The sequence below is a fragment of the Kitasatospora sp. NPDC015120 genome (assembly GCF_043080305.1).
Classification (GTDB): Bacteria; Actinomycetota; Actinomycetes; order Streptomycetales; family Streptomycetaceae; genus Kitasatospora.
On sequence record NZ_JBIBVJ010000009.1, the window covers coordinates 97295 to 117050 of the forward strand.

The following is a 19756-nucleotide window of genomic DNA, read 5'->3' on the forward strand; positions in this document are numbered from 1 at the left end:
GGTTTGGCTGAAAATGTGCGTTAGAAACCCGCATCGGAGGGGAACCGACCGGTTCCGACCGTCCGCCAAATGCGGTCAAAAGCGGACAAAGGGGGGTTTGGGTCCCGGGTGAAGCTCTGTGTCGGATCTGTGACATTCGTCCGCTTCACCCGGGACCCGGTCCGGCAGCCCGGCCCCCTCAGCGCGGGCCGGGCAGCCGGACCTCGATCCGGCAGCCGCGGGCGGCCTCGGCGACCTCGATCCGCCCGCCGTGCAGGTCCACCGCCCACCGGGCGATGGCCAGGCCGAGCCCGGTCCCGCCGTCGGCGCCCGGACCGGCGGCGGTCGCGGTGCCGCTGCGGCCGAACCGCTCGAAGACCCTGGTCCGGTCCGCGGCCGGGATGCCGGGGCCCTCGTCCTCGACCTCCAGCAGCAGCGCGCCCGGCCCCTCGCCGGGCCGGGCGCGGACCGTCACGGTGCCGCCGGGCGGGGAGTGCTTGCAGGCGTTGTCGACCAGGTTGGCGACCACCTGGTGGAGCCGCTCCGGGTCGGCGACGCCGGTCAGCCCCGCGGGGCTGACCTCCAGCGCGAGCCGGACGTCCCCGCGCCGGGAGAACGCCCCGCCCGCCGTCGCGCCGTCCACGGTGACCCCGCGCAGCACGCCGTCCAGGAACTCGCGCACCTCGAAGGGGCGGGCGTCCAGGTCGACCACGCCGTCGTCGATCTTGGAGAGGTCGAGCAGGTGGGTGACCAGCCGGCCCAGCCGTTCGGTCTGCTCCAGCGCGGCACCCAGGGTCGCCGGGTTGGGCTGGACGACGCCGTCGACCACGTTCTCCAGCACGGCGTGCAGCGCGGCGATCGGCGTGCGCAGCTCGTGCGAGACGTTGGCGACCAGTTCGCGGCGGTGCCGGTCGGCCGCCTCCAGGTCGGCCGCCATCTGGTTGAAGGTGGCGGCCAGCTCGCCGATCTCGTCGCGCGAGTTCACCTCGACCCGGCGGCTGTAGTCGCCGGAGGCCATCGCGCGGGCGGCGGCGGTCATGTCGCGCAGCGGGGCGGTCAGCCCGTGCGCGAGGAACTGCATGAAGAGCAGTGAGGCGATCATCGAGAAGATCATGATGATCCGGATCTGGGTCTCGGAGCGGATCGCCACGACCACCATGCCGGTGGCCAGGAAGACCGAGACGATCACCAGGAGGGCGAGTTTGCCCTTGATCGAGCGGACCGGGTCGAGCGGCCGGATGTCGGCCCAGACCCGTCGGGCGGCGCGGGCGGCCAGGGTGGGCGGCCGGCTGCCGTCGAGATCCCCGTTGCGTTGCTGTGGAAAGGTCATTGGTCCCCTGTGATCCCCCGCGTGGGTGCGCACGGCGGTCCGGGACACGGGCCCCCCGGCGGCCCGGTGTCCGAAGGTGTGCCGCTACGAGAGCGGGGCCTCCAGCGCGTATCCGACGCCGTGCACGGTGCGGATCCAGCTGGCGCCGATCTTCCGGCGCAGCGCCTTGACGTGGCTGTCGACGGTGCGGGTGCCGGACGCGTCCGTCCAGTCCCAGACCTCGGCCAGCAGCTGCTCGCGGGTGAGCACGGCGCGCGGCTGGGCGGCCAGGCAGGCGAGCAGGTCGAACTCGGTCGGCGTCAGGTGGACGTCGCCCGAGGCGAGCCGGACCCGGCGCTGCACGTGGTCGATCTCCAGCTCGCCGAAGCGCAGGCTGCCCAGCGCGGGCGTGCGGGCGGCCTGCTGGGCGCGCTCGACGCGGCGCAGCAGCACATTGACCCGGGCGGCCAGCTCGCGCATGGAGAAGGGCTTGGTCATGTAGTCGTCGGCGCCGACGCCGAGGCCGACCAGCAGGTCCGTCTCGTCGTCGCGCGCGGTGAGCATCAGGACCGGTACCGGGCGCTGGGCCTGGATCCGGCGGCACACCTCCAGGCCGTCGAAGCCGGGGAGCATGATGTCGAGCACGACGAGGTCGGGCTGCCAGGTGTGGAAGCCGTCGACGGCGCCCGGGCCGTCGTGGGCCACGGCGACCTTGAAGCCCTCCGCGCCCAGCCGGGCCGCGATGGACTCGGCGATCGTGGGTTCGTCCTCGACCACCAGCACTCTGCGCTGACTGCTCACCGTGCCGCCGGCGTTCTGGTTGTCCTGCTGAATTTCTGTCACGGTCACGCCACCGCCCCCAGGGCTGCGGGCCGGCCATCTGTGGGGATGGCGAAGGCTCCGCTCGTAGTCTTGTTCCGTCGTGGACTGTGCCGGGTCCGCCGTCCCGTCGCGTGTGCGGGGTCGGCGAGCGTGCGCCGCTCACTTCTCCCGCGCACCTCGCAGCGTACGGACAGCGGGTGATTCCCGGCAGGTGGACCGGACATTTCCGGCCCGAGGGCCGGCTTGCCGGGCCGGCCGTCGGGCCCACTCGGAAGTGGGCACGGGCCGATACCTTACCCGGCGTTTTTTCACTCCGTAACGGTACGTATGCACATCGGTCGGCGCCAAGCCGCCGGTCAGCGGGGACGGGCGTGGGTATAAGGGGAGAAGGTCTGGACCAATCTGGCCGGCCTCGCGGACCCGCCGCGTCCAGCGTTCTCCCAGCCGGCTCCCAGCGGCCGGCCGTACCGTGGGCACGACAAATCGCGGGGGCGGGATTTCCGGTGGGCGCCGGTACGTTGGACACGCGCGGGGTGACGGCTGCGGGTGGTGGAGCGGAGGCGGCATGACGGAGCGGCAGGTGTGCGCCGGGCGCGGCGGGCCGCCGTACGGGATGCTCCGGCGCGGGCTGCGGGGCGGGGTGGTCGCATGGGCGCTGGCCCGGGTGCCGACCCCCCGGAGCACCCCCTTCGCGCTCGGCTACCTCGCCGTGGTCGGCGCCACCACCACCTTCGCCCAGCTGGCCGATCCCGACCTCGTGCGCCGGCTCCAGGAGGCGTCCAGCTCCGACGGGCACAACCTGCTGCAGCACCCGCTGCGGGCGCTGCTGCTCAGCGGCTTCTGGGTGGCCGGCCCGGACTGGGTGCCCTACCTGTGGGCCTTCGCCCTCACCGTCGCGCCGCTGGAGCGCCGGGTCGGCCCGGTCCGGGCGGCCGCCGTCTTCGCCGCCGGGCACGCCGGCGCCACCCTGCTCTCCCAGGGCGTGGTGATCGTCGGGGTGGAGAGCGGGCGGCTGGAGCCGGCCGCGATGGACTACCTGGACATCGGTGTCAGCTACGGCGTGCTGGCCAGCCTCGGCGCGCTGGCCGGGCTGCTGCGGCCGGCCGGGCGGGTGGCCGTGCTGGCCCTGGCCGCGGGGCTGATCGCCGAGCAGATCGCCGGCGACCGGGACCTCGTGACCGGGGTGGGCCATCCGGCGGCGCTGCTGACCGGGGTGGCGCTGTGGCGGTGGCTGCGCCGCTGGGACGGGCGCCGGTCGTGCCGCAGCCGGCTCGGGGCGCCGCCCGTGCGCCCCCGGTCCGCCTCCGCGCCCGCGTCCGCGCCGGGCCGGCCCGCGGTCCTGGACCGTTTCTGACCCGGTTCCGGCGCGGTTTTTGACGGGACGGCCCGAGGTCCTCCACCGTTCGCTCACGGCGAACGGAAGCTGGGGAACATCCGGAGCCCGCGAAGCCTTAGTCAGGTCGACTCAAGTTCGCTGACTGGGGAGAGATCATGGCATCGACGTCCACTCCGCTCACCCTGCCCGTGCTGCCGCTCGACGACGAGGTCGTCCTGCCGGGCATGGTCGTTCCGCTGGACCTGAAGGACACCGAGGTCCGCGCCGCGGTCGAGGCCGCGCGCGCCGCCGCCACCGGCACCACCGGAAAGCCCCAGGTCCTGCTGGTCCCGCGGGTGGACGGTTCCTACGCGGCGGCCGGCACCCTCGCCACCGTCGAGCAGGTCGGCCGGCTGGCCGACGGCGACCCGGCCGCGCTGGTCCGCGCGGTGCGCCGGGTGCGGATCGGCGTCGGCACCACCGGCCCCGGCGCCGCCCTCTGGGTGGAGACCACGCCGTTCCGCGAGTCCTCGGTCGGCACCCCGGTGGCCGGGCGCGCCGCCGAGCTGGTCCGGGAGTACAAGAGCCTGTCCACCCAGTGGCTGCGCAAGCGCGGCGCCTGGCAGATCGTCGACCGGGTGGCCGCCATCGAGGGCGTCGGCGAGCTCGCCGACAACATCGGCTACGCGTCCTTCGTCACCGCCGAGCAGAAGCTGAAGGTGCTGCTGGAGGCCGACCAGGTCGCGCGACTGGAGTACGCGCTCGGCCTGCTCCGCGACCACCTCGCCGAGGAGGAGGTCAACGACACCATCCGCAAGGACGTCGAGGAGGGCGTCGCCAAGCAGCAGAAGGAGTTCCTGCTCCGCCGCCAGCTGGAGGCCGTGCGCAAGGAACTGGCCGAGCTGAACGGCGACCCGGCCGACGAGGAGGGCGACTACCGCGCCCGGGTCGAGGCCGCCGACCTGCCCGAGAAGGTCCGCGAGGCCGCGCTCAAGGAGGTCGACAAGCTGGAGCGCTCCAGCGACCAGTCGCCCGAGGGCTCGTGGATCCGCACCTGGCTGGACACCGTCCTGGAGCTGCCCTGGAACGAGCGCACCGAGGACTCCTACGACATCGCCGGCGCCCGCGCGGTGCTGGACGCCGACCACGCCGGGCTGGCCGACGTGAAGGAGCGCATCGTCGAGTACCTGGCCGTCCGCAAGCGCCGGGCCGACCAGGGGCTCGGGCTGGTCGGCGGCCGCCGGGGAGGCGCCGTGCTGGCGCTGGTCGGCCCGCCCGGCGTCGGCAAGACCTCGCTCGGCGAGTCGGTGGCCCGCGCCATGGGCCGCAGCTTCGTCCGGGTCGCGCTCGGCGGCGTCCGGGACGAGGCGGAGATCCGCGGCCACCGGCGCACCTACGTCGGCGCGCTGCCCGGCCGGCTGGTCCGGGCGATCAAGGAGGCCGGCTCGATGAACCCGGTCGTCCTGCTCGACGAGATCGACAAGGTCGGCTCCGACTACCGGGGCGACCCGGCGGCCGCCCTGCTGGAGGTGCTCGACCCGGCGCAGAACCACACCTTCCGGGACCACTACCTGGAGGTCGAGCTGGACCTCTCCGACGTGGTCTTCCTCGCCACCGCCAATGTGCTGGAGGCCATCCCCGAGCCGCTGCTCGACCGGATGGAGCTGGTCCGGCTGGACGGATACACCGAGGACGAGAAGGTCGTCATCGCCCGGGACCACCTGCTCCCGCGCCAGCTGGAGAGGGCCGGGCTGGCGGAGGGCGAGGTCACGGTCGACGAGTCGGCGCTGCGCCGGCTGGCCGGGGAGTACACCCGCGAGGCCGGCGTCCGCAACCTCGAACGGGCCGTCTCCCGGGTGCTGCGCAAGGTCGCCGCGCAGACCGAGCTGGGCGAGCGCGAGCTGCCCGCCGCGATCGGCGCCGACGACCTGCGGGCCCTGATCGGCCGGCCGCACCACGTCCCGGAGGCGGCCCAGGAGCCCGCCGAGCGGCGGACCGCGGTGCCCGGCGTGGCCACCGGCCTGGCGGTCACCGGGGCCGGCGGTGACGTCCTCTACATCGAGGCCTCCCTCGCCGACGCCGAGACCGGCGGCACCGGGCTGACCCTGACCGGCCAGCTGGGCGACGTCATGAAGGAGTCCGCGCACATCGCGTTGTCCTACCTGCGCTCGCGCGGCGCCGAACTGGAGCTGCCGGTCACCTCGCTGCGCGACCGCGGCGTGCATCTGCACATCCCGGCCGGGGCCATCCCCAAGGACGGGCCGAGCGCCGGCATCACCATGACCACGGCGCTGGCCTCGCTGCTCTCCGGGCGCAAGGTGCGCACCGACGTGGCGATGACCGGAGAGGTGTCGCTGACCGGGCGGGTGCTGCCGATCGGCGGGGTGAAGCAGAAGCTGCTCGCCGCCGACCGGGCCGGCATCACCACGGTGATCATCCCCAAGCGCAACGAGCCCGACCTGGACGACCTGCCCGCGGAGGTGCTGGAGCGGCTGACCGTCCACCCGGTCGCCGACGTCCGGGAGGTGCTGGAGCTGGCCCTGGAGCCGGCCGGCGTGCTGGTGGCGGCGGCCTGACGCCCGCCGCGCCGCGCCACCCCGCGGCCCGTCCCGTCCGGCGCTCCGCCCGGACGGGACGGGCCGCGGGGTGCGTGCCAGACTGCGAGAGTGCCGTCCTTGACCCAGCGCGTGCTGGCCCGGGTGCCGGAGCGGGTGCGACCGCTCCTGGTCCGGCACCGGCAGCTGGTGAAGTTCCTGCTGGTCGGCAGCGGCTGCTTCGCGCTGACGCTGCTGATGAACTACGCGCTGCGGCTGACCGTGCTGGAGCACAAGCCGGTGGTGGCGCTCACCGTGGCCACGGTGGCCGGCACCGCCGTCTCCTACGTGCTCAACCGGCGCTGGAGCTTCCGCTCCTCCTGGCGGCGGCGCGAACCGCTGCTGTTCCTGCTGGTGAGCGCCCTCGCCATCGCCGTCAACGTGCTGCCGCTGATCGTCTCGCGCTACCTGTTCGAGCTGCGCGAGCCGCGGGTCGGCCCGGTCACCCAGGAAGTCGCCGACTTCCTGAGCGGAATGGTGCTGGGCACCTTCGCGGCGATGCTGTTCCGCTTCTGGGCCATGCGGCGCTGGGTCTTCACCCGGGTGGAGCAGTCCCTCGGGACCACCGGCGCGGCGGGCCCCGACGGCTGGGGCGTCCTCGGCGCGCCCGTGACGCCGGCGGAGACCGGAGCGGGTGAGGGCGATGCGTGAACCGGACGCCCTGCGGGGCGGCGGGCCGGCCAGCCAGCAGGGCATGCGCCGGGCCAATCTGGCCCTGGTGCTGAGGGTCATCACCCGCACCCCGCGCTCGCGCGCCGAGGTGGCCGCCGAGACCGGGCTGACCAGGGCCGCCGTCTCCTCGCTGGCCGAGGAGCTGATCGCGGCCGGACTGGTGGCCGAGGAGGGCCCGGCCGCCCCCAGCGGCAAGGTCGGCCGGCCCGGCACCGCGCTCGGGCTGAACCGGGACGGCCCGGCGGGCCTGGGCGCCGAGATCGGGGTGGAGCACCTGGGCGCCTGCGCGGTCGACCTGCGCGGCGAGGTCCGCGCCTGGCGCCGCCAGGAGATCCGCAACCGGGGCCGGCAGCCCGCCGCCGTGATGGCCGACCTCGCCGAACTGCTCCGCCGGGCCGCCGCCGACGCCGCACTGCGCCCGGCCGGGCTGGCGCTGGCCGTGCCCGGACTGGTCGGCGCCGACGGCGCGCTGCTCCAGCGGGCGGCCAACCTGGGCTGGCGGGACGTCGCGGCCGCCGCCGAGCTGCGGCTCGCGCTGCGAGCCGCCAACGCCGGGGAACTGGCCGAGCTCCCGCTGCGGGCCGACAACGAGGCCAACCTCGGCGGGCTGGCCGAGCTCTGGCTGGGCGGCGGGCCGGAGCACTTCCTGCACGTCTCCGCCGAGGCCGGGATCGGCTCGGCGATCGTCGTCGACGGCCGGCTGCTGCGCGGCGCGCGCGGCTACGCGGGGGAGCTGGGCCACGTCCCGGTGCATCCGGAGGGGCCGCGCTGCGCCTGCGGGGCGCACGGCTGCCTGGAGCAGTACGCGGGGGAGTCGGCGGTGCTGCGCGCGGCCGGCCTGGAGGGCATCCGGGGCGACTGGGTGGCGCTGCTGGCCGAGCGGGCCGGGGCCGCGGACGAGGAGGTGCGCACGGCGCTCGCCGGTGCCGGTGCCGCGCTGGGCATCGCCGCGGCCGGGGCGGTCAACCTGCTGGACCCGGCCGAGGTGGTGCTGGGCGGCGGCTACGCCCAGCTGGCGCCCTGGCTGCTGCCCGCGATGCGGGCCGAGCTGGCCGCCCGGGTGACCGTCCGCCCCTGGTCGCCCGAGCGGCTGACGGTCTCCCGGCTGGGCCGCCGCGGCCCCCTGCTGGGGGCCGCGGTCGGCGTGGTCCGGGCCCTGCTCGCCGACCCGGGCCGGCTGGAGGGACCGTAGGACCCGTGCTCAGTCCTTGACCAGCTGGCGGCTCAGGTGCGAGGGCCTGCCGAGGACGGCGGCGAAGGTGATGCCGATGCCGACCAGCGCCCAGGCCAGCAGCACCAGCAGCGGCTGGGTCAGGTTGGTGCTGCCGAAGTAGGCGATCGAGCGGGTCGCGTCGGTGCCGGCGCCGTTCGGGAACCAGGCGCCGATCGCCCGCCAGAAGGCCGGCATCATCGGCGGCGGGAAGACACCGCCCGCACTCGGGTTGCCCAGCACCACGAAGACCAGCACCGCGATGCCGATGCCGATGATGTCGAACAGGCACTGCAGCGCCATGGTGAACGCGCCGACCGCGAAGACCACCAGCGCGCCGATGGCGGACAGCGCCCAGAACGAACCGGGCAGCGCGTCCAGGGCGGTCTGCACGATGATCGCGCCGCCGATGCCGGCCGCGACCGAGTACAGCGCCAGGGTGCCGAGGCGGATGACCGCCCGGTTGGCGTTGGCCGGCTTGGCGCCGGCGCTGACACCCAGGATCGAGGCGACCAGGTAGCCGCCGACACACCAGCCGATCACCAGGTAGAAGGAGGACAGGCCGTTGGCGTCGCCCTTGGCGAGCGGCACGACGTCCTGGACCACGACCGTGCGGCCCTGGCTCTTCTCCAGGCCGGTGACGATGGTCTCGGCGGCCCGGGCGGCGGACGGTCCGCGGGCGTTGGCGACCATCAGCACGTCCTCGGTGGAGGCCGGGTCGACCACCAGCGCGGCGTAGATCTTCTGGTCCTTGAGCTGCTGGGTGGCGCTCTCGGCGTCGGGCGCGGTGGAGGCCCTCACGGCGTTGTCCGGGACCGATTCCAGGCCCTGGACCAGCTGCGGGGCGATCTGCGGCGGGGCGACCACCGCGATCGACAGCTCGTGCGGCTTCGGCTGGTGCAGCGCGCCCACGTAGGAGGTGACGAAGCCCAGCTGGAGGAGCAGCACGCCGATCACCAGCAGCGCCGCGCGCGGGGTGACCGCGCCCTTCAGCTCGGCGACGAAGCCCTTGCTGGGCGCCGGCCCGGCCGTGCGCTGCGGTGCCTCGACGGGCCCTGGTTCCTGCTGCCCTGGGGCGGTCATGCACATCTCCTTGCGTATCGGGGGAAACCGGGTACTTAATAGCATGAACTAGTTTCGCCGAGGTTTCTCCCGCGCCGAGGGGGCCGCGGGTGTGCTGCGGGATACTGGCGCGGTGAGTACGCCGAACGAGGAGCGCGCCGGGGACCGGCCGGACGAGGACCCGCTGCTGGCGGTCGAGCGCGAGGTGGGGGTGCTGTTCCGGCGCGGCCGGGCCCGGATGTCCGAGCTGTCCCGGCGCGTCCACCCGCAGCTGGAGGGCATGGCGTACAGCCTGCTGAGCTACGTCGAGCAGGCCGGCCCGGTCCGGGTGACCGACGTCGGCCTGCACTTCGCGGTCGGCAAGGCGACGGTCAGCCGGCAGATCCGGGCGCTGGAGGAGCTCGGCCTGCTGGCCCGGGAGGCGGACCCGCAGGACCGCCGCTCCGCGCGGGTCTCGCTCACCGAGGACGGCCGGCGGCGCTTCCTGGCCGCCCGGGCGGCGCGGATGGGCCGGGTGCGGGAGCTGATGGGCAGCTGGCCGGAGGAGGACGTGGTGCGCTTCGCCGAGCTGCTGCACCGCTTCAACGACGTGGTCGGCGAGGCGGCCGTGCCGGCCGGCTGAGCGGTGGAGGTGCGGGGCCCGGGCCGGGATCGGTCCGGGCTTTACTTGTTCTTGACGAATGTTGCCCAAGTCAACCATCGGCCTTATGGTTGCCACAGGCAACTATTCCGAAGGACCTCGATGACCGTCACCGCCACGCCTGCCGCGACCGGAGCCGCCGACACGACCGACCAACCGATGACGCACCGGCAGGTGATGGAGGCACTCTCCGGCCTGCTGCTCGGCCTGTTCGTCGCCGTGCTCTCGTCGACCGTCGTCTCCAACGCGCTGCCGCGCATCCTCACCGACCTGCACGGCGGCCAGTCCGCCTACACCTGGGTGATCACCGCCACCCTGCTCACCCTCACCGCCTCCACCCCGATCTGGGGCAAGCTCTCCGACCTCGCCAGCAAGAAGCTGCTGCTGCAGATCGCGCTGGTGATCTACATCGCCTCCTCCGCGCTGGCCGGCCTCGCCCAGAACACCGGCGAGCTGATCGCCTGCCGCGCCCTCCAGGGCATCGGCGCCGGCGGTGTCACCGCCCTCGCCCAGATCTGCCTGGCCGCGATGGTCCCGCCGCGCGAGCGCGGCCGGTACAGCGGCTACTTCGGCGCCGTCTTCGCGCTGGCCACCATCGGCGGCCCGCTGATCGGCGGCGTCATCGTCGACACCTCCTGGCTCGGCTGGCGCTGGTGCTTCTACGTCGGCATCCCGTTCGCGGTGGTCGCGATCCTGGTGCTGCAGCGCACCCTGAAGCTGCCCGTGGTCAAGCGCCAGGTGAAGATCGACTACCTCGGCGCGCTGGTGATCACCGCTGCCGTCAGCCTGCTGATGATCTGGATCACCCTGGCCGGCAAGAACTACGCCTGGCTCTCCTGGCAGACCGCGGTCATGGTCGGCGGCGGACTGCTGCTCGGCGCGCTCGCCGTCGTCGTCGAGCGCCGCGCCGCCGAGCCGATCATCCCGCCGCACCTCTTCCAGCACCGGACGGTCACGCTCGCCGCGCTGGCCAGCGTCCTGGTCGGCATCGGGATGTACGGCGCGACCACCTTCCTCAGCCAGTACTTCCAGCTCGCCCGGGAGAAGTCCCCGACCGTGGCCGGCCTGATGACCCTGCCGATGATCCTCGGCCTGGCCGTCTCCTCCACCGTCGCCGGCAAGCTGATCACCAAGTACGGCAAGTGGAAGGCCTACCTGGTCAGCGGCACGCTGCTGCTGGCCGTCGGCTTCGGCCTGCTCGGCACCGCCCGGGCCGACACCCCCTACGGCCTGCTCTCCGTCTACATGGCGGTCACCGGCGTGGGCCTCGGCCTCACCATGCAGAACCTCGTCCTCGCCGTCCAGAACACCGTGCCGCGCGCGGAGCTGGGCGCGGCCAGCTCGGTGGTCACCTTCTTCCGCACCATGGGCGGCGCGATGGGCGTCTCGGCGCTCGGCGCGCTGATGAACAACCGGGTCGGCCACTACCTCAGCGAGAACCTGGCCCACGCGGGCGTCCCGGCGGGCGGCGGCTCGCTCGGCGGCGGCATCCCGGACCTGCACAAGCTGCCCGCGCAGCTGGTGCCGCTGGTCACCGACGCCTTCGGGCACGGGGTCGGCGTGATCTTCCTGGTCGCGGCGCCGTTCGCGCTGCTGGCCTTCATCACGGTGCTGTTCATCCGGGAGACCGCGCTGCGCACCGGCCAGGACTGACGCGGCCCACGGCGGTACCGGAGGGCCGGGAGCGGTGATCCGCTCCCGGCCCTCCGGCGTGCTGCGGCGGTCTGTCCGGGCGGGTCGGGGGTGCGGTGCCACCGTGTCCCTGCCCGCTCCCCGCCGCCGCGCCGGCCGGGCGCGGGACCGCGCCGGGGCGGGAACGCCCGAGGGCCGGGAGCGGTGGTCCCGCTCCCGGCCCTCGGGCGTTCGGCTGTGCTACTTGTTGGCGATCAGGCTCAGTCCGTAGAGGACGGCCGCGCCGCAGACGGCGAAGCAGGCGTACGCGCCGGCCAGGGCCAGCTTGCCGCCGGCCACTGGGGCGCCCGGGCCGGCCGCCTCGCGGCGCGCGGTGAGCGCGGCCTCGCGGCGGGACAGGGCCAGGATGCCGAGGGCGAAGACGGCGACCACGCCGACGGTGATGCCGAAGCTGACACCGGCGGTCTGGGCCAGGGCGTTCCACTTGATGTGCATGGGAGTTCCAGTTCCTCGGCCGAAGGCGGTCAGGCCGCGACCGTGGTCGAGGCGGGGGTGGTCGGGGCGGCGGGCACCACGGCCGGGCTGACCTCGACCGGGGTGACGTCGGAGGCGTCGTCGGCGGCGTTGACGTCGTTGACGTTGTCCGCACCGACCGGCTGGCGGCGGGAGATGACCCACATCGCGGCCGAGCCGGCCACCAGGGCGGCGCCGACCAGGGCGACGCCCCAGTTCCCGCGCTCGGCCAGGTAGGCGGCGAGTCCGCCCACGGTGGCGGCGGCCGGCAGGGTCAGGCCCCAGGTGTAGACCATGCGGCGGACCATGCCCCAGCGCAGCTCGGCCTTCGGGCCGCCGAGGCCGGCGCCCATGATGCCGCCGGAGCAGACCTGGGTGGTGGAGAGGCCGAAGCCCATGCTGGAGGAGGTCAGGATGACCGTCGCGGCGGCCGACTCGGAGGAGAAGCCCTGGCGCGGGGTGATGTCCGCCAGCCCGCTGCCCATCGAGCGGATGATCCGCCAGCCGCCCATGTAGGTGCCGAGCGCGATCGCGGCGCCGGCCGAGACGATGACCCAGGTGGGGGGCAGCGCGCCCTTCGGCAGGGCGCCGACCGAGACCAGGGTCAGGGTGATGATGCCCATCGTCTTCTGGGCGTCGTTGGTGCCGTGCGCCAGCGAGATCAGCGAGGAGGAGAAGATCTGGCCGGTGCGGAAGCCCTTGCCGACGGTCTTCTCGTCACTCGTGCGGGTGATCGCGAAGGCGAGCTTGGTGGCGCCCCAGGAAGCGAGGCCGGCCACCAGCGGGGAGGCGATCGCCGGGATGAGGATCTTGCTGACCACGGTGTCGAAGTTGACGCCGTTGGCGCCGACCCCGACGACGGTGGCGCCGATCAGGCCGCCGTAGAGCGCGTGCGAGGAACTCGACGGCAGACCGCGCAGCCAGGTCAGCAGGTTCCAGAGGATGGCACCCGCCAGTGCGGCGAAGATGATCTCCGGATGGATACCGGCCTTCTCGTTGACGATGCCGCCGGAGATGGTGGTGGCGACCTTCACGGAGAGGAACGCGCCCGCGAAGTTGAGGAGGGCCGCGATGGCGACCGCGATCTTCGGCCGGAGGGCTCCCGTCGCGATGGAGGTGGCCATCGCGTTGGCGGTGTCGTGGAACCCGTTGGTGAAGTCGAAGGCGAGCGCCGTGATGATCACAACGGCCACCAGGAACGAGATGTGTTCCATACCCAAACAATCGTCGTAGTTGTCGCACTGACGTTGGTGTCGTGCGCGACGGTAGGGACGCTTGGTGAACGGAAGGTGAACTGGCCTCGGAATCAAGGTTCCGTCGGTGTCGGAGAGGTGGCCGGGGTCTTTCGCAAGGGTGGCGTCCGCCGTGCTGGGCAGGACATTAGTGGACATCCGTCCGCTTCGCCCCATTTGCTGAGAGTTGCCTCACAGGTGGGGCGAAAAATTCATCGGGCCGTACGGGTGCGGTCTGTTTCCGGCGAGTAACCCATGGCAGGATCGGCCGGAGGTCCGGGGACGCCGGAACGCGGGCGGGCGGGGAGGACGAGATCCATGGGCGGGGCAGCACGGCGTGCGGAGCTGACGGACGGACGGCCGGCGGGCGCGCCGGGCGGTGGACGGCCGGCCTGGGTCCGCGCCGCGCTGCGTTGCGGAGCCGTCCTCGCGGCCGCCGCCCTGTCGCTGCCGCTGGCCACCGGTGCGGCCTGGGCCGATCCGGCCCCGACGGCTCCGACCGCCCCCACCGCTCCCACGGCTCCTCCGGTGGCGGACGCCGCCGGGGACCCGCTCGCCCAGGCCAAGGCCACGCTCGGCCCGCTGCTCGACCAGCTGCACACGCTGTACCAGGGCGCCGAGGCCGCGACCGAGCAGTACAACGCGGCCGTCGACAAGGTCGCCGTCCAGCAGGCCGCGGTCGCCGAGCTCAAGGGCAAGGTGGAGCGCCAGCAGAAGCAGGTCGACGCCGGCACCGACGTCGCCGCGCAGCTCGCCGCCGCCCAGTACCGCAACGGCTCCGCCTCCGCCTACGCCGAGCTGCTGCTCTCCAAGGACCCGTACGAGGCCGTCACCATCGCCGAGCTGCTCGCCGCCGCCAGCCGCTCGCAGTCCGAGTTCCTCAACAAGCTGACCGCCGACCGCGACGAGCTGAGCGTGCTGCAGAAGCAGAACGAGGAGGCCCTCAGCACCTCGCAGACCCTGGTGGCCCAGCAGGACGCCGCCAAGGCCAAGGTGGCCGCCGACCTCGCCGCCGTCGAGCAGCTGGTCTCCTCGCTCACCGGTGCCCAGCGCGCCGAGCTGGAGCAGGTCGAGAAGGCCAAGGCCGACGAGGCCCAGCTCGCCTTCCTGGCCACCGGCGTGCTCGGCCAGGGCGAGCGCACCCCCTCGCTGGGCGGGCGGGCCGCGGTCGCCTGGGCGCTCGCCCAGCTGGGCAAGCCGTACGTGTGGGGCGGCGCCGGGCCGGACGTCTTCGACTGCTCCGGGCTCACCTCCCAGGCGTGGCTGCACGCCGGCAAGCCGATCCCGCGCACCAGCCAGGAGCAGTGGGCGCAGCTCCAGCACGTCCCGCTCAACCAGCTGCGGCCGGGCGACCTGATCATCTACTTCGCGGGCGCTACGCACGTCGCGATGTACATCGGCGGCGGGCTCGTGGTGCACGCGCCGCGGCCGGGCTCGTACGTCAAGGTCGGGCCGATCGGGGCCAACCCGATCCTCGGCGCGGTCCGGCCCGACCCGGACGGGGCGGCCGACGAGGCGGGCGGCGCGTGGAAGGTGCCGGACCTGCCGGCCGGCTGGGACGCGGTCACCCCGATCGCCTCCAGCCCGCTGAACCAGCCGCCGGTCGACCCCGGCACGCCGGTGCCGCCGGTCGTCCCGGTGGTGCCGGTCACCCCGACGACCCCGGCCCCGGGCACCCCGGACCCGACCACGCCCACCCCGACCCCGGGCACCCCGGACCCGACCGGTACCCCGACGGGGACGCCCACCGGGACGCCGACGGGGACGCCGACCGGTACTCCCACGGGCACGCCGACCGAGACCCCGACGACCACCCCGACGGGGACGCCCACCGGGACGCCGACGGGGACGCCGACCGGCACTCCCACGGGCACGCCCACGGAGACCCCGGCGTCCACCCCGACGTCGACCCCGACCGGCACGGGTACCGGCTCGCCGACCGCCACCGGCTCCTCCACCGCCACGGCCTCCGGCAGCGCCTCGGCTTCGGGCAGCGCCTCGGCTTCGGCCTCGGGGAGCCTTTCGCCCACCCAGAACTGACCTGCCGCCGGTGACCTTCGCGGCTCATCTGCGGCGGGCGAGCTCGGGCATCCTGGAACGGTTGCCCGGGCGGGTGAGGTCCGAGGTCTACGTCCTCGCCCTCAACATCTGGCGGACGGACGCCGACGACCGGCGTCCGTACGTCGACATCGGCCACAACACCGAGAGCCGGTACCGGGCGGCGGCGGACGCCGACCCGGACGAAGCGCGCTGGAACTACGCCCACTGGATCCTGGAGGGCTTCGACCGGCTCGGCCACGTCCCCGAGGACCCGGTCGGCGGCGCGCTGTGGGAGGCGGAGGCCGGGCGGTTGGGCCTCTGGTACGACGGCCCGTTCGACCTCGCCCGCCGCCTGGACGACGCCGGGGTCGCCGCCAAGGCGGACCGGCTGCGGGCCCACTTCCAGCAGACCGTGATCGCCCTTGCCCGCGACCTGAACGCGAGCGGCACCGTAGCGCGGATCTTCGGCCGCCCCCTGCCCATCGTCGTGTTCGACATGGACAGCCCCGGCTGGGAGGAAGAGGCCACCACGGCCGCCAACCCACCCGAGCTGATCACCGAGTTCCTCACGTACTACAACGGCTGACCACGTCCTGCTCCTGCCCCTCCCGCCGCCGAATCCACCCCCGTCCCACAGCGAGAACCGCCGGCCACGCCCGGGGCCGGAGCAGGAAGTCGGCGAGGCCGACTTCCTGCTCCTGGGCTTGGTGGTGGGTAGTTGCGTGAGTTTGTTGGTCGGCCCCTTGCGCGTCGCAAGGGGCCGCCCCAGCCACTCGCCGGGCCGCTGCTCTTCGTCGAATTCACCAGCGCCCAGCAGCAGGCGGAGTAGGAAGTCGGCAGGACCGACTTCCTACTCCGGGCGGTGTCGGCAGGTCTCTTCGGCTCGTCGTCGGTCGACGGGGGTGGGTGGAGAGGTGGGAAGTCGGCGGGGGCAACTTCCTGTTGGTGATGCGCTGGGAAGTGGAGTGTTGGTTCCGGTGGCCCCTTGCTTCTCGCAAGGGGCCACCGGGAAAGCGAGGAATAGGAAGTCGGCGGGACCGACTTCCTGCTCCGGGTGGCTCGGAGTGGCAGAAGTCCAGTTACAGCGCCTCGAACAACGAGTGCGTTGAGGTCCGCGCAGGTACGGAGGCGGTCGAACTGCGCGAGTCCGACGAGCCCGGCGCGATCCTCAGGGCCGCGCCCGCCGTCTTTGCCGACTTGCTCAACTCGATCAAGGCCGGCCGACTCGACCGCCACCTTGCCTGAGGCCCACCAGCCGTCGTCCAGGGTGGAGTAGGAAGTCGGATCGGCCGACTTCCTGCTCCACGGAGACAGTGCGGTAGCTGCTTCCGGTGGCCCCTTGCGTGCGCAAGGGGCCACCGGAACCCCTCTCCGCGCCCATCGTTATCTGCTCTGACACGGGCCTTGCGCAGATTGGTTGTCAGGGCGATAGTCGTGCAACCGAGCGCAATCGGATCGGCACAGGGAGAGGCCATGAGGTTGCGTTTCCTGGGGATCATCCCGAACACTCCCGTTGACGACTCGCCGACGATCTGGCTGGACCAGGACACCGGGGATCTGCTGATCCAGTCCTACAAGGCCACGGAAGACGAGGTGAGGGCGTGCCAGGAGATCGGGTCTGTCCCTGGTCACAGCACCGATGTTCCGGGTCACGAGACGATCATCCGGCTTCCGGCCGTGATGCTCGGCTACATCCCACGACCTGAAAGTGGAAACGGTGAAGTTCCCCGTTCGTGAGGGCTTGGCCGGGGCGCGGAGCTCCGCTGTCCATCTGGAGATGCGCGACAGCTACACGCCCGGTGATCCCGAGTTCGCGCGTTGGCGCGCCGGTCACCGGTACGGCAACGATCCTGCCAGACTGCCCGACTGGTGGGGGTCCTGGGCCGATCTGGTGGGCGAGACCACTCGGCGGGGTGTGGTCGTGCGGCGGGCGCGGATCGTGTCGGAGCCGGTGACGGACTACATCAGATATGAGCACGACCTCACGTTCGCCAACATCGCCGCAGGCGAACTGGTTCGCTGGTTGCCCCGCCGGAAAGCGGCCGACATCGCGCTGCCGGGAACGGACCTGTGGATGTTCGACGGTTCGGCCGTTCTGTTCACGTACTTCTCCGGAGCAGGGGAGGTCGTGGACAGGGAATGGCGAACGGATCCGGCAGTCGTGGACCTGGTCGGCTCCGCTTTCGAAACCGTGTGGGAGCGGGCGACGCCGCACGAGGACTACAGGCCGGCCTGACCCATCGTGTCCGCATCGGGATCGTCGCACGTCCAAGCCGCCCGGAAGGTCCTTGCCGACCGCCTCCGTGAGATGTGCAGGGATGCCGGGCTGGACGGCAAGCAGCTCGCATCGCTGTGCGGCTGGCATCCGTCCAAGGTGTCCCGGATCTCCACGGCCAAGACCTCCCCGTCCGCCGAGGACCTGCTCGCCTGGTGCCGTGCGTGCGGCAAGGAGGACCAGGCGGCGGACCTGGTGGCCTCCCTCCGTGCCGTCGAGGGCATGTGGGTGGAGTGGCGCCGCATGGAGAGCGTGGGCCTGCGCAGGGCGCAGGAGGCCGTTCTGCCGCTGTTCGAGCGCACGTACTGGTTCCGGGCCTACTCCTCATGGCTCGTGCCCGGACTCCTCCAGACGCACGGCTACACCGAGGACGTGTTGCGCGCCGTCCAGCGGCGGCGAGTCCCGCTGGACGACGTGGCCGATGCGGTGGCCGTACGAATGGAACGGCAGCGAGTTCTGCGCGACGGCCGGCGGCGCTTCGCGTTCCTGATCGAGGAGTCCGTCCTCAGCAACGGACTCGGTGACGCGGACACTCAGGCGGAGCAGCTTGAGCGGCTGATCACGGCAGGCACGTTGCCGAACGTCAGTGTCGGGATCGTGCCTTCCCGGCTGAACCGGGCTCGGATGCCGGTCGAGGGGTTCTGGATCTTCGACACCGCCCAGGTGAACGTGGAACTCGTCTCCGGACACCTCACACTGACCCAGCCCCGTGAGGTAGCGATGTACGCAGACACCTTCGCCATGTTGGGGGACACGGCGGTCTACGGCTCAAGAGCCCGTGCGCTGATCGCGGCCGCCATTGATGCTCTCGGGTGAAATCGTGCAATCCCGCAGAATCCGATGGATCCCAACTCGCCGCCGTTCCTACCGTGTTGCCATGTCCTGACGAGGGGCTGGCGCACCTCCGGCCCCGGGCCTTCGGAGTCCGGCCGGGGGGTGAACGACCGTGCGGGGACGGTTTCTCCGCAGCGTCGAGGAGGAGGACGACCATGAGCGACCTGTACGGGATCGAGGTCCCGGTCGGGGTGACCGCGTACCGGGCGTGCGGGGGCAACCAGCAGTCGGAGCACGAGACGTGCGCGACCCTGCGGGAGGTGCCCGGCGTGGCCGGCGGGCTGTGGGTGATGGGTGACACCAAGCGTCCGGGTGCGGAGCTGCGGTTCAGCACGGCCGAGTTGGCGGCGGCGGGGATCGACCCGGCGCGGTTCGACACGGCGGTCTGACACGCCCGGAACGAATCAGCCCCGCCCCCACGCCAATTGGGGGCGGGGCCGACCCATCCACCAAGGGTAGGCGCGTATGGATCACTGGCACAGGCCCGCACTTCACTGGCACTGCTATGCCTGGGTCGGCGGCAAGCGGCCCGAGGACACCGAGCGGCGGCCTCCCGAGCCGCAGAACGGTCGGCGGCCGGTCTGGAACAGCCCGGCGCCGCCGTTGGAGGTCATGCACTGGCTCGCCAAGCCGCCCTCCCAGATCAGGCACACCACGAGTGACCCGGCCGAGGCCCTGGACTGGCTCGGCAAGCAACTCGCCGATGCTCCCGGCCTGGAGGGCGATCTCCCTGCATCACTCCGGCTCGACCACGCCCGCGCCTTCCTCACCACCTACCCCCACGACGTGGTGTGGACGTACTGGACCCCCGGACAGCAACTGCGCTCCGTCGCCGCCGTCTCCTGCCCCCGCACCCACAACCCCACCGCGGAACCGCCCCCGCCCTGCCCGCTCGGGCGAGGGTGACCCCCGGAGTGGGAAGTCGGACGGGCCGACTTCCCACTCGGACGGGTGTCGGAGACCCTGGCTGTTCCTCGCTCGGGCCGGGCGAGGGGGCAGCTTCCACAACCTGTCGTTGCTTTTCCGGCGGGGGCGAGCCGGTTTCCTTGTCGAACTCATCAGAAGGGCCGTTCGTGACAACCTCCTCCAGGACCCTGGGAACCTGGTTCTCGACGTTCGAACAGGTGGCATTCCGGCTGGAGACGCTCGACGACTACAGCCGGTCCGGTGGGGTGGACGCCTTTCACGCCTTCCTCGCGGGGGAGGAACAGCCCGAGAGCTACCGGACCGCCGACTGGGTGGGCACGGTTGCCGAGGCCGCCCGTGCCGGGAAGCGCATGTACCGGGTCCACGTCCTCTCCCGCCCGCTCACCGACTACCTCCGCTTCGAACTCGCGTGGGGGTATCACCGCAACATGGCGGCCGGGGAGGAGTTCTTCATCCTGGACACCACCGAGCGGGAGAACCCGATTCCGCAGGCGCCGGACTTCTGGCTGTTCGACGACGAGACGGTGGCCGCGATGAACTACGACGGCAACGGCACGTACCTCGGTGCGGACTTCCCCGACCGCACGCGGCTCGACGAGTTCAGGGCGTACCGCGACACCGCCATGGCGCACTCCGTGCCGTTCGCGGAATGGTGGGCTCAGTACGGCGCGTGAACAGAACGGACAAGCGGCACCAACGA

General features: G+C 72.7%; 20 protein-coding genes. 15 read left to right on the forward strand and 5 right to left on the reverse strand.

Annotation, left to right across the window (positions count from 1 at the left end; genetic code table 11):
- Window positions 1-178: 178 nt before the first annotated feature.
- Both ACF1AK_RS21765 and ACF1AK_RS21770 read right to left on the reverse strand, forming a co-directional pair.
- The gene (locus ACF1AK_RS21765; RefSeq protein ID WP_391500463.1) at window positions 179-1309 is read right to left on the reverse strand and encodes a sensor histidine kinase; all 1131 of its coding nucleotides are present in this window, start codon (window positions 1307-1309) and stop codon (window positions 179-181) included.
- Window positions 1310-1393: 84 nt separating this feature from the next.
- Window positions 1394-2131: a response regulator transcription factor gene (locus ACF1AK_RS21770; protein ID WP_344337269.1), complete on the reverse strand. Its 738-nt coding sequence runs from the start codon at window positions 2129-2131 to the stop codon at window positions 1394-1396.
- Between the two features lie 544 nt (window positions 2132-2675).
- Here ACF1AK_RS21770 and ACF1AK_RS21775 point away from each other — a divergent pair.
- From ACF1AK_RS21775 to ACF1AK_RS21790, 4 genes are all read left to right on the forward strand, one after another.
- Window positions 2676-3464 (forward strand): rhomboid-like protein, encoded by a 789-nt coding sequence (locus tag ACF1AK_RS21775; protein ID WP_391500464.1) that lies wholly within the window; start codon window positions 2676-2678, stop codon window positions 3462-3464.
- Window positions 3465-3601: 137 nt separating this feature from the next.
- Window positions 3602-6001 (forward strand): endopeptidase La, encoded by a 2400-nt coding sequence (gene lon, locus ACF1AK_RS21780; protein ID WP_391500465.1) that lies wholly within the window; start codon window positions 3602-3604, stop codon window positions 5999-6001.
- A gap of 90 nt (window positions 6002-6091) precedes the next feature.
- Window positions 6092-6670, forward strand: a complete 579-nt coding sequence (locus tag ACF1AK_RS21785) for a GtrA family protein (RefSeq protein ID WP_391500466.1) — start codon at window positions 6092-6094, stop codon at window positions 6668-6670.
- Window positions 6663-7883, forward strand: coding sequence for an ROK family protein (locus ACF1AK_RS21790; RefSeq protein WP_391500467.1), 1221 nt, complete (start codon window positions 6663-6665; stop codon window positions 7881-7883). The genes ACF1AK_RS21785 and ACF1AK_RS21790 overlap by 8 nt, the downstream gene beginning before the upstream one ends.
- Window positions 7884-7892: 9 nt before the next feature.
- Here the strand turns inward: ACF1AK_RS21790 and ACF1AK_RS21795 are convergent, their stop codons facing one another.
- The gene (locus ACF1AK_RS21795; protein WP_391500468.1) at window positions 7893-8984 is read right to left on the reverse strand and encodes an ABC transporter permease; all 1092 of its coding nucleotides are present in this window, start codon (window positions 8982-8984) and stop codon (window positions 7893-7895) included.
- 112 nt (window positions 8985-9096) lie between these two features.
- On the opposite strand from ACF1AK_RS21795, the gene ACF1AK_RS21800 reads away from it, so the two are divergent.
- Together ACF1AK_RS21800 and ACF1AK_RS21805 are read left to right on the forward strand one after the other, a co-directional pair.
- Complete coding sequence (locus tag ACF1AK_RS21800) at window positions 9097-9585, forward strand: MarR family winged helix-turn-helix transcriptional regulator (RefSeq protein WP_391500469.1); 489 nt, start codon at window positions 9097-9099, stop codon at window positions 9583-9585.
- 120 nt (window positions 9586-9705) lie between these two features.
- The gene (locus tag ACF1AK_RS21805; RefSeq protein WP_391500470.1) at window positions 9706-11256 is read left to right on the forward strand and encodes an MDR family MFS transporter; all 1551 of its coding nucleotides are present in this window, start codon (window positions 9706-9708) and stop codon (window positions 11254-11256) included.
- A gap of 219 nt (window positions 11257-11475) precedes the next feature.
- Here the strand turns inward: ACF1AK_RS21805 and ACF1AK_RS21810 are convergent, their stop codons facing one another.
- Window positions 11476-11730: a hypothetical protein gene (locus ACF1AK_RS21810; protein WP_391500471.1), complete on the reverse strand. Its 255-nt coding sequence runs from the start codon at window positions 11728-11730 to the stop codon at window positions 11476-11478.
- Window positions 11731-11759: 29 nt separating this feature from the next.
- Window positions 11760-12962: an anion permease gene (locus ACF1AK_RS21815; RefSeq protein WP_391500472.1), complete on the reverse strand. Its 1203-nt coding sequence runs from the start codon at window positions 12960-12962 to the stop codon at window positions 11760-11762.
- Between the two features lie 336 nt (window positions 12963-13298).
- On the opposite strand from ACF1AK_RS21815, the gene ACF1AK_RS21820 reads away from it, so the two are divergent.
- The 9 genes from ACF1AK_RS21820 (at window position 13299) to ACF1AK_RS21860 (ending at window position 19730) form a co-directional block, all read left to right on the forward strand.
- Window positions 13299-15020 carry a C40 family peptidase gene (locus ACF1AK_RS21820; protein WP_391500473.1) on the forward strand — a complete coding sequence of 574 codons (1722 nt, stop codon included), beginning with the start codon at window positions 13299-13301 and terminating at the stop codon, window positions 15018-15020.
- A 10-nt stretch (window positions 15021-15030) separates the two neighbouring features.
- The gene (locus ACF1AK_RS21825; protein ID WP_391500474.1) at window positions 15031-15606 is read left to right on the forward strand and encodes a hypothetical protein; all 576 of its coding nucleotides are present in this window, start codon (window positions 15031-15033) and stop codon (window positions 15604-15606) included.
- A gap of 362 nt (window positions 15607-15968) precedes the next feature.
- Entirely contained in the window at window positions 15969-16265 is a 297-nt protein-coding gene (locus ACF1AK_RS21830; protein WP_391500593.1) for a DUF397 domain-containing protein, read from the forward strand.
- Window positions 16266-16493: 228 nt separating this feature from the next.
- Complete coding sequence (locus ACF1AK_RS21835) at window positions 16494-16757, forward strand: hypothetical protein (protein WP_391500475.1); 264 nt, start codon at window positions 16494-16496, stop codon at window positions 16755-16757.
- Window positions 16738-17256: a DUF6879 family protein gene (locus tag ACF1AK_RS21840; protein ID WP_391500476.1), complete on the forward strand. Its 519-nt coding sequence runs from the start codon at window positions 16738-16740 to the stop codon at window positions 17254-17256. Before ACF1AK_RS21835 ends, ACF1AK_RS21840 begins: the two co-directional genes overlap by 20 nt.
- 6 nt (window positions 17257-17262) lie before the next feature.
- The gene (locus tag ACF1AK_RS21845; RefSeq protein WP_391500477.1) at window positions 17263-18111 is read left to right on the forward strand and encodes a helix-turn-helix domain-containing protein; all 849 of its coding nucleotides are present in this window, start codon (window positions 17263-17265) and stop codon (window positions 18109-18111) included.
- A 173-nt stretch (window positions 18112-18284) separates the two neighbouring features.
- A complete protein-coding gene (locus ACF1AK_RS21850; protein ID WP_391500478.1) occupies window positions 18285-18518 on the forward strand; it encodes a DUF397 domain-containing protein in 234 nt (77 codons plus the stop codon).
- 76 nt (window positions 18519-18594) lie between these two features.
- Complete coding sequence (locus tag ACF1AK_RS21855; RefSeq protein WP_391500479.1) at window positions 18595-19035, forward strand: hypothetical protein; 441 nt, start codon at window positions 18595-18597, stop codon at window positions 19033-19035.
- A 167-nt stretch (window positions 19036-19202) separates the two neighbouring features.
- Entirely contained in the window at window positions 19203-19730 is a 528-nt protein-coding gene (locus tag ACF1AK_RS21860) for a DUF6879 family protein (RefSeq protein ID WP_391500480.1), read from the forward strand.
- Window positions 19731-19756 lie beyond the last annotated feature (26 nt).

Coding starts and splice junctions, on each gene's coding strand:
- ACF1AK_RS21855 (WP_391500479.1), top strand. CDS start 18,595: ATGGATCACTGGCACAGGCCCGCACTTCACTGGCACTGCTATGCCTGG.
- ACF1AK_RS21795 (WP_391500468.1), bottom strand. CDS start 8,984: ATGACCGCCCCAGGGCAGCAGGAACCAGGGCCCGTCGAGGCACCGCAG.
- ACF1AK_RS21775 (WP_391500464.1), top strand. CDS start 2,676: ATGACGGAGCGGCAGGTGTGCGCCGGGCGCGGCGGGCCGCCGTACGGG.
- ACF1AK_RS21810 (WP_391500471.1), bottom strand. CDS start 11,730: ATGCACATCAAGTGGAACGCCCTGGCCCAGACCGCCGGTGTCAGCTTC.
- ACF1AK_RS21820 (WP_391500473.1), top strand. CDS start 13,299: ATGGGCGGGGCAGCACGGCGTGCGGAGCTGACGGACGGACGGCCGGCG.
- ACF1AK_RS21835 (WP_391500475.1), top strand. CDS start 16,494: ATGAGGTTGCGTTTCCTGGGGATCATCCCGAACACTCCCGTTGACGAC.
- ACF1AK_RS21790 (WP_391500467.1), top strand. CDS start 6,663: ATGCGTGAACCGGACGCCCTGCGGGGCGGCGGGCCGGCCAGCCAGCAG.
- ACF1AK_RS21830 (WP_391500593.1), top strand. CDS start 15,969: ATGCGCTGGGAAGTGGAGTGTTGGTTCCGGTGGCCCCTTGCTTCTCGC.
- ACF1AK_RS21850 (WP_391500478.1), top strand. CDS start 18,285: ATGAGCGACCTGTACGGGATCGAGGTCCCGGTCGGGGTGACCGCGTAC.
- lon (WP_391500465.1), top strand. CDS start 3,602: ATGGCATCGACGTCCACTCCGCTCACCCTGCCCGTGCTGCCGCTCGAC.
- ACF1AK_RS21815 (WP_391500472.1), bottom strand. CDS start 12,962: ATGGAACACATCTCGTTCCTGGTGGCCGTTGTGATCATCACGGCGCTC.
- ACF1AK_RS21765 (WP_391500463.1), bottom strand. CDS start 1,309: ATGACCTTTCCACAGCAACGCAACGGGGATCTCGACGGCAGCCGGCCG.
- ACF1AK_RS21805 (WP_391500470.1), top strand. CDS start 9,706: ATGACCGTCACCGCCACGCCTGCCGCGACCGGAGCCGCCGACACGACC.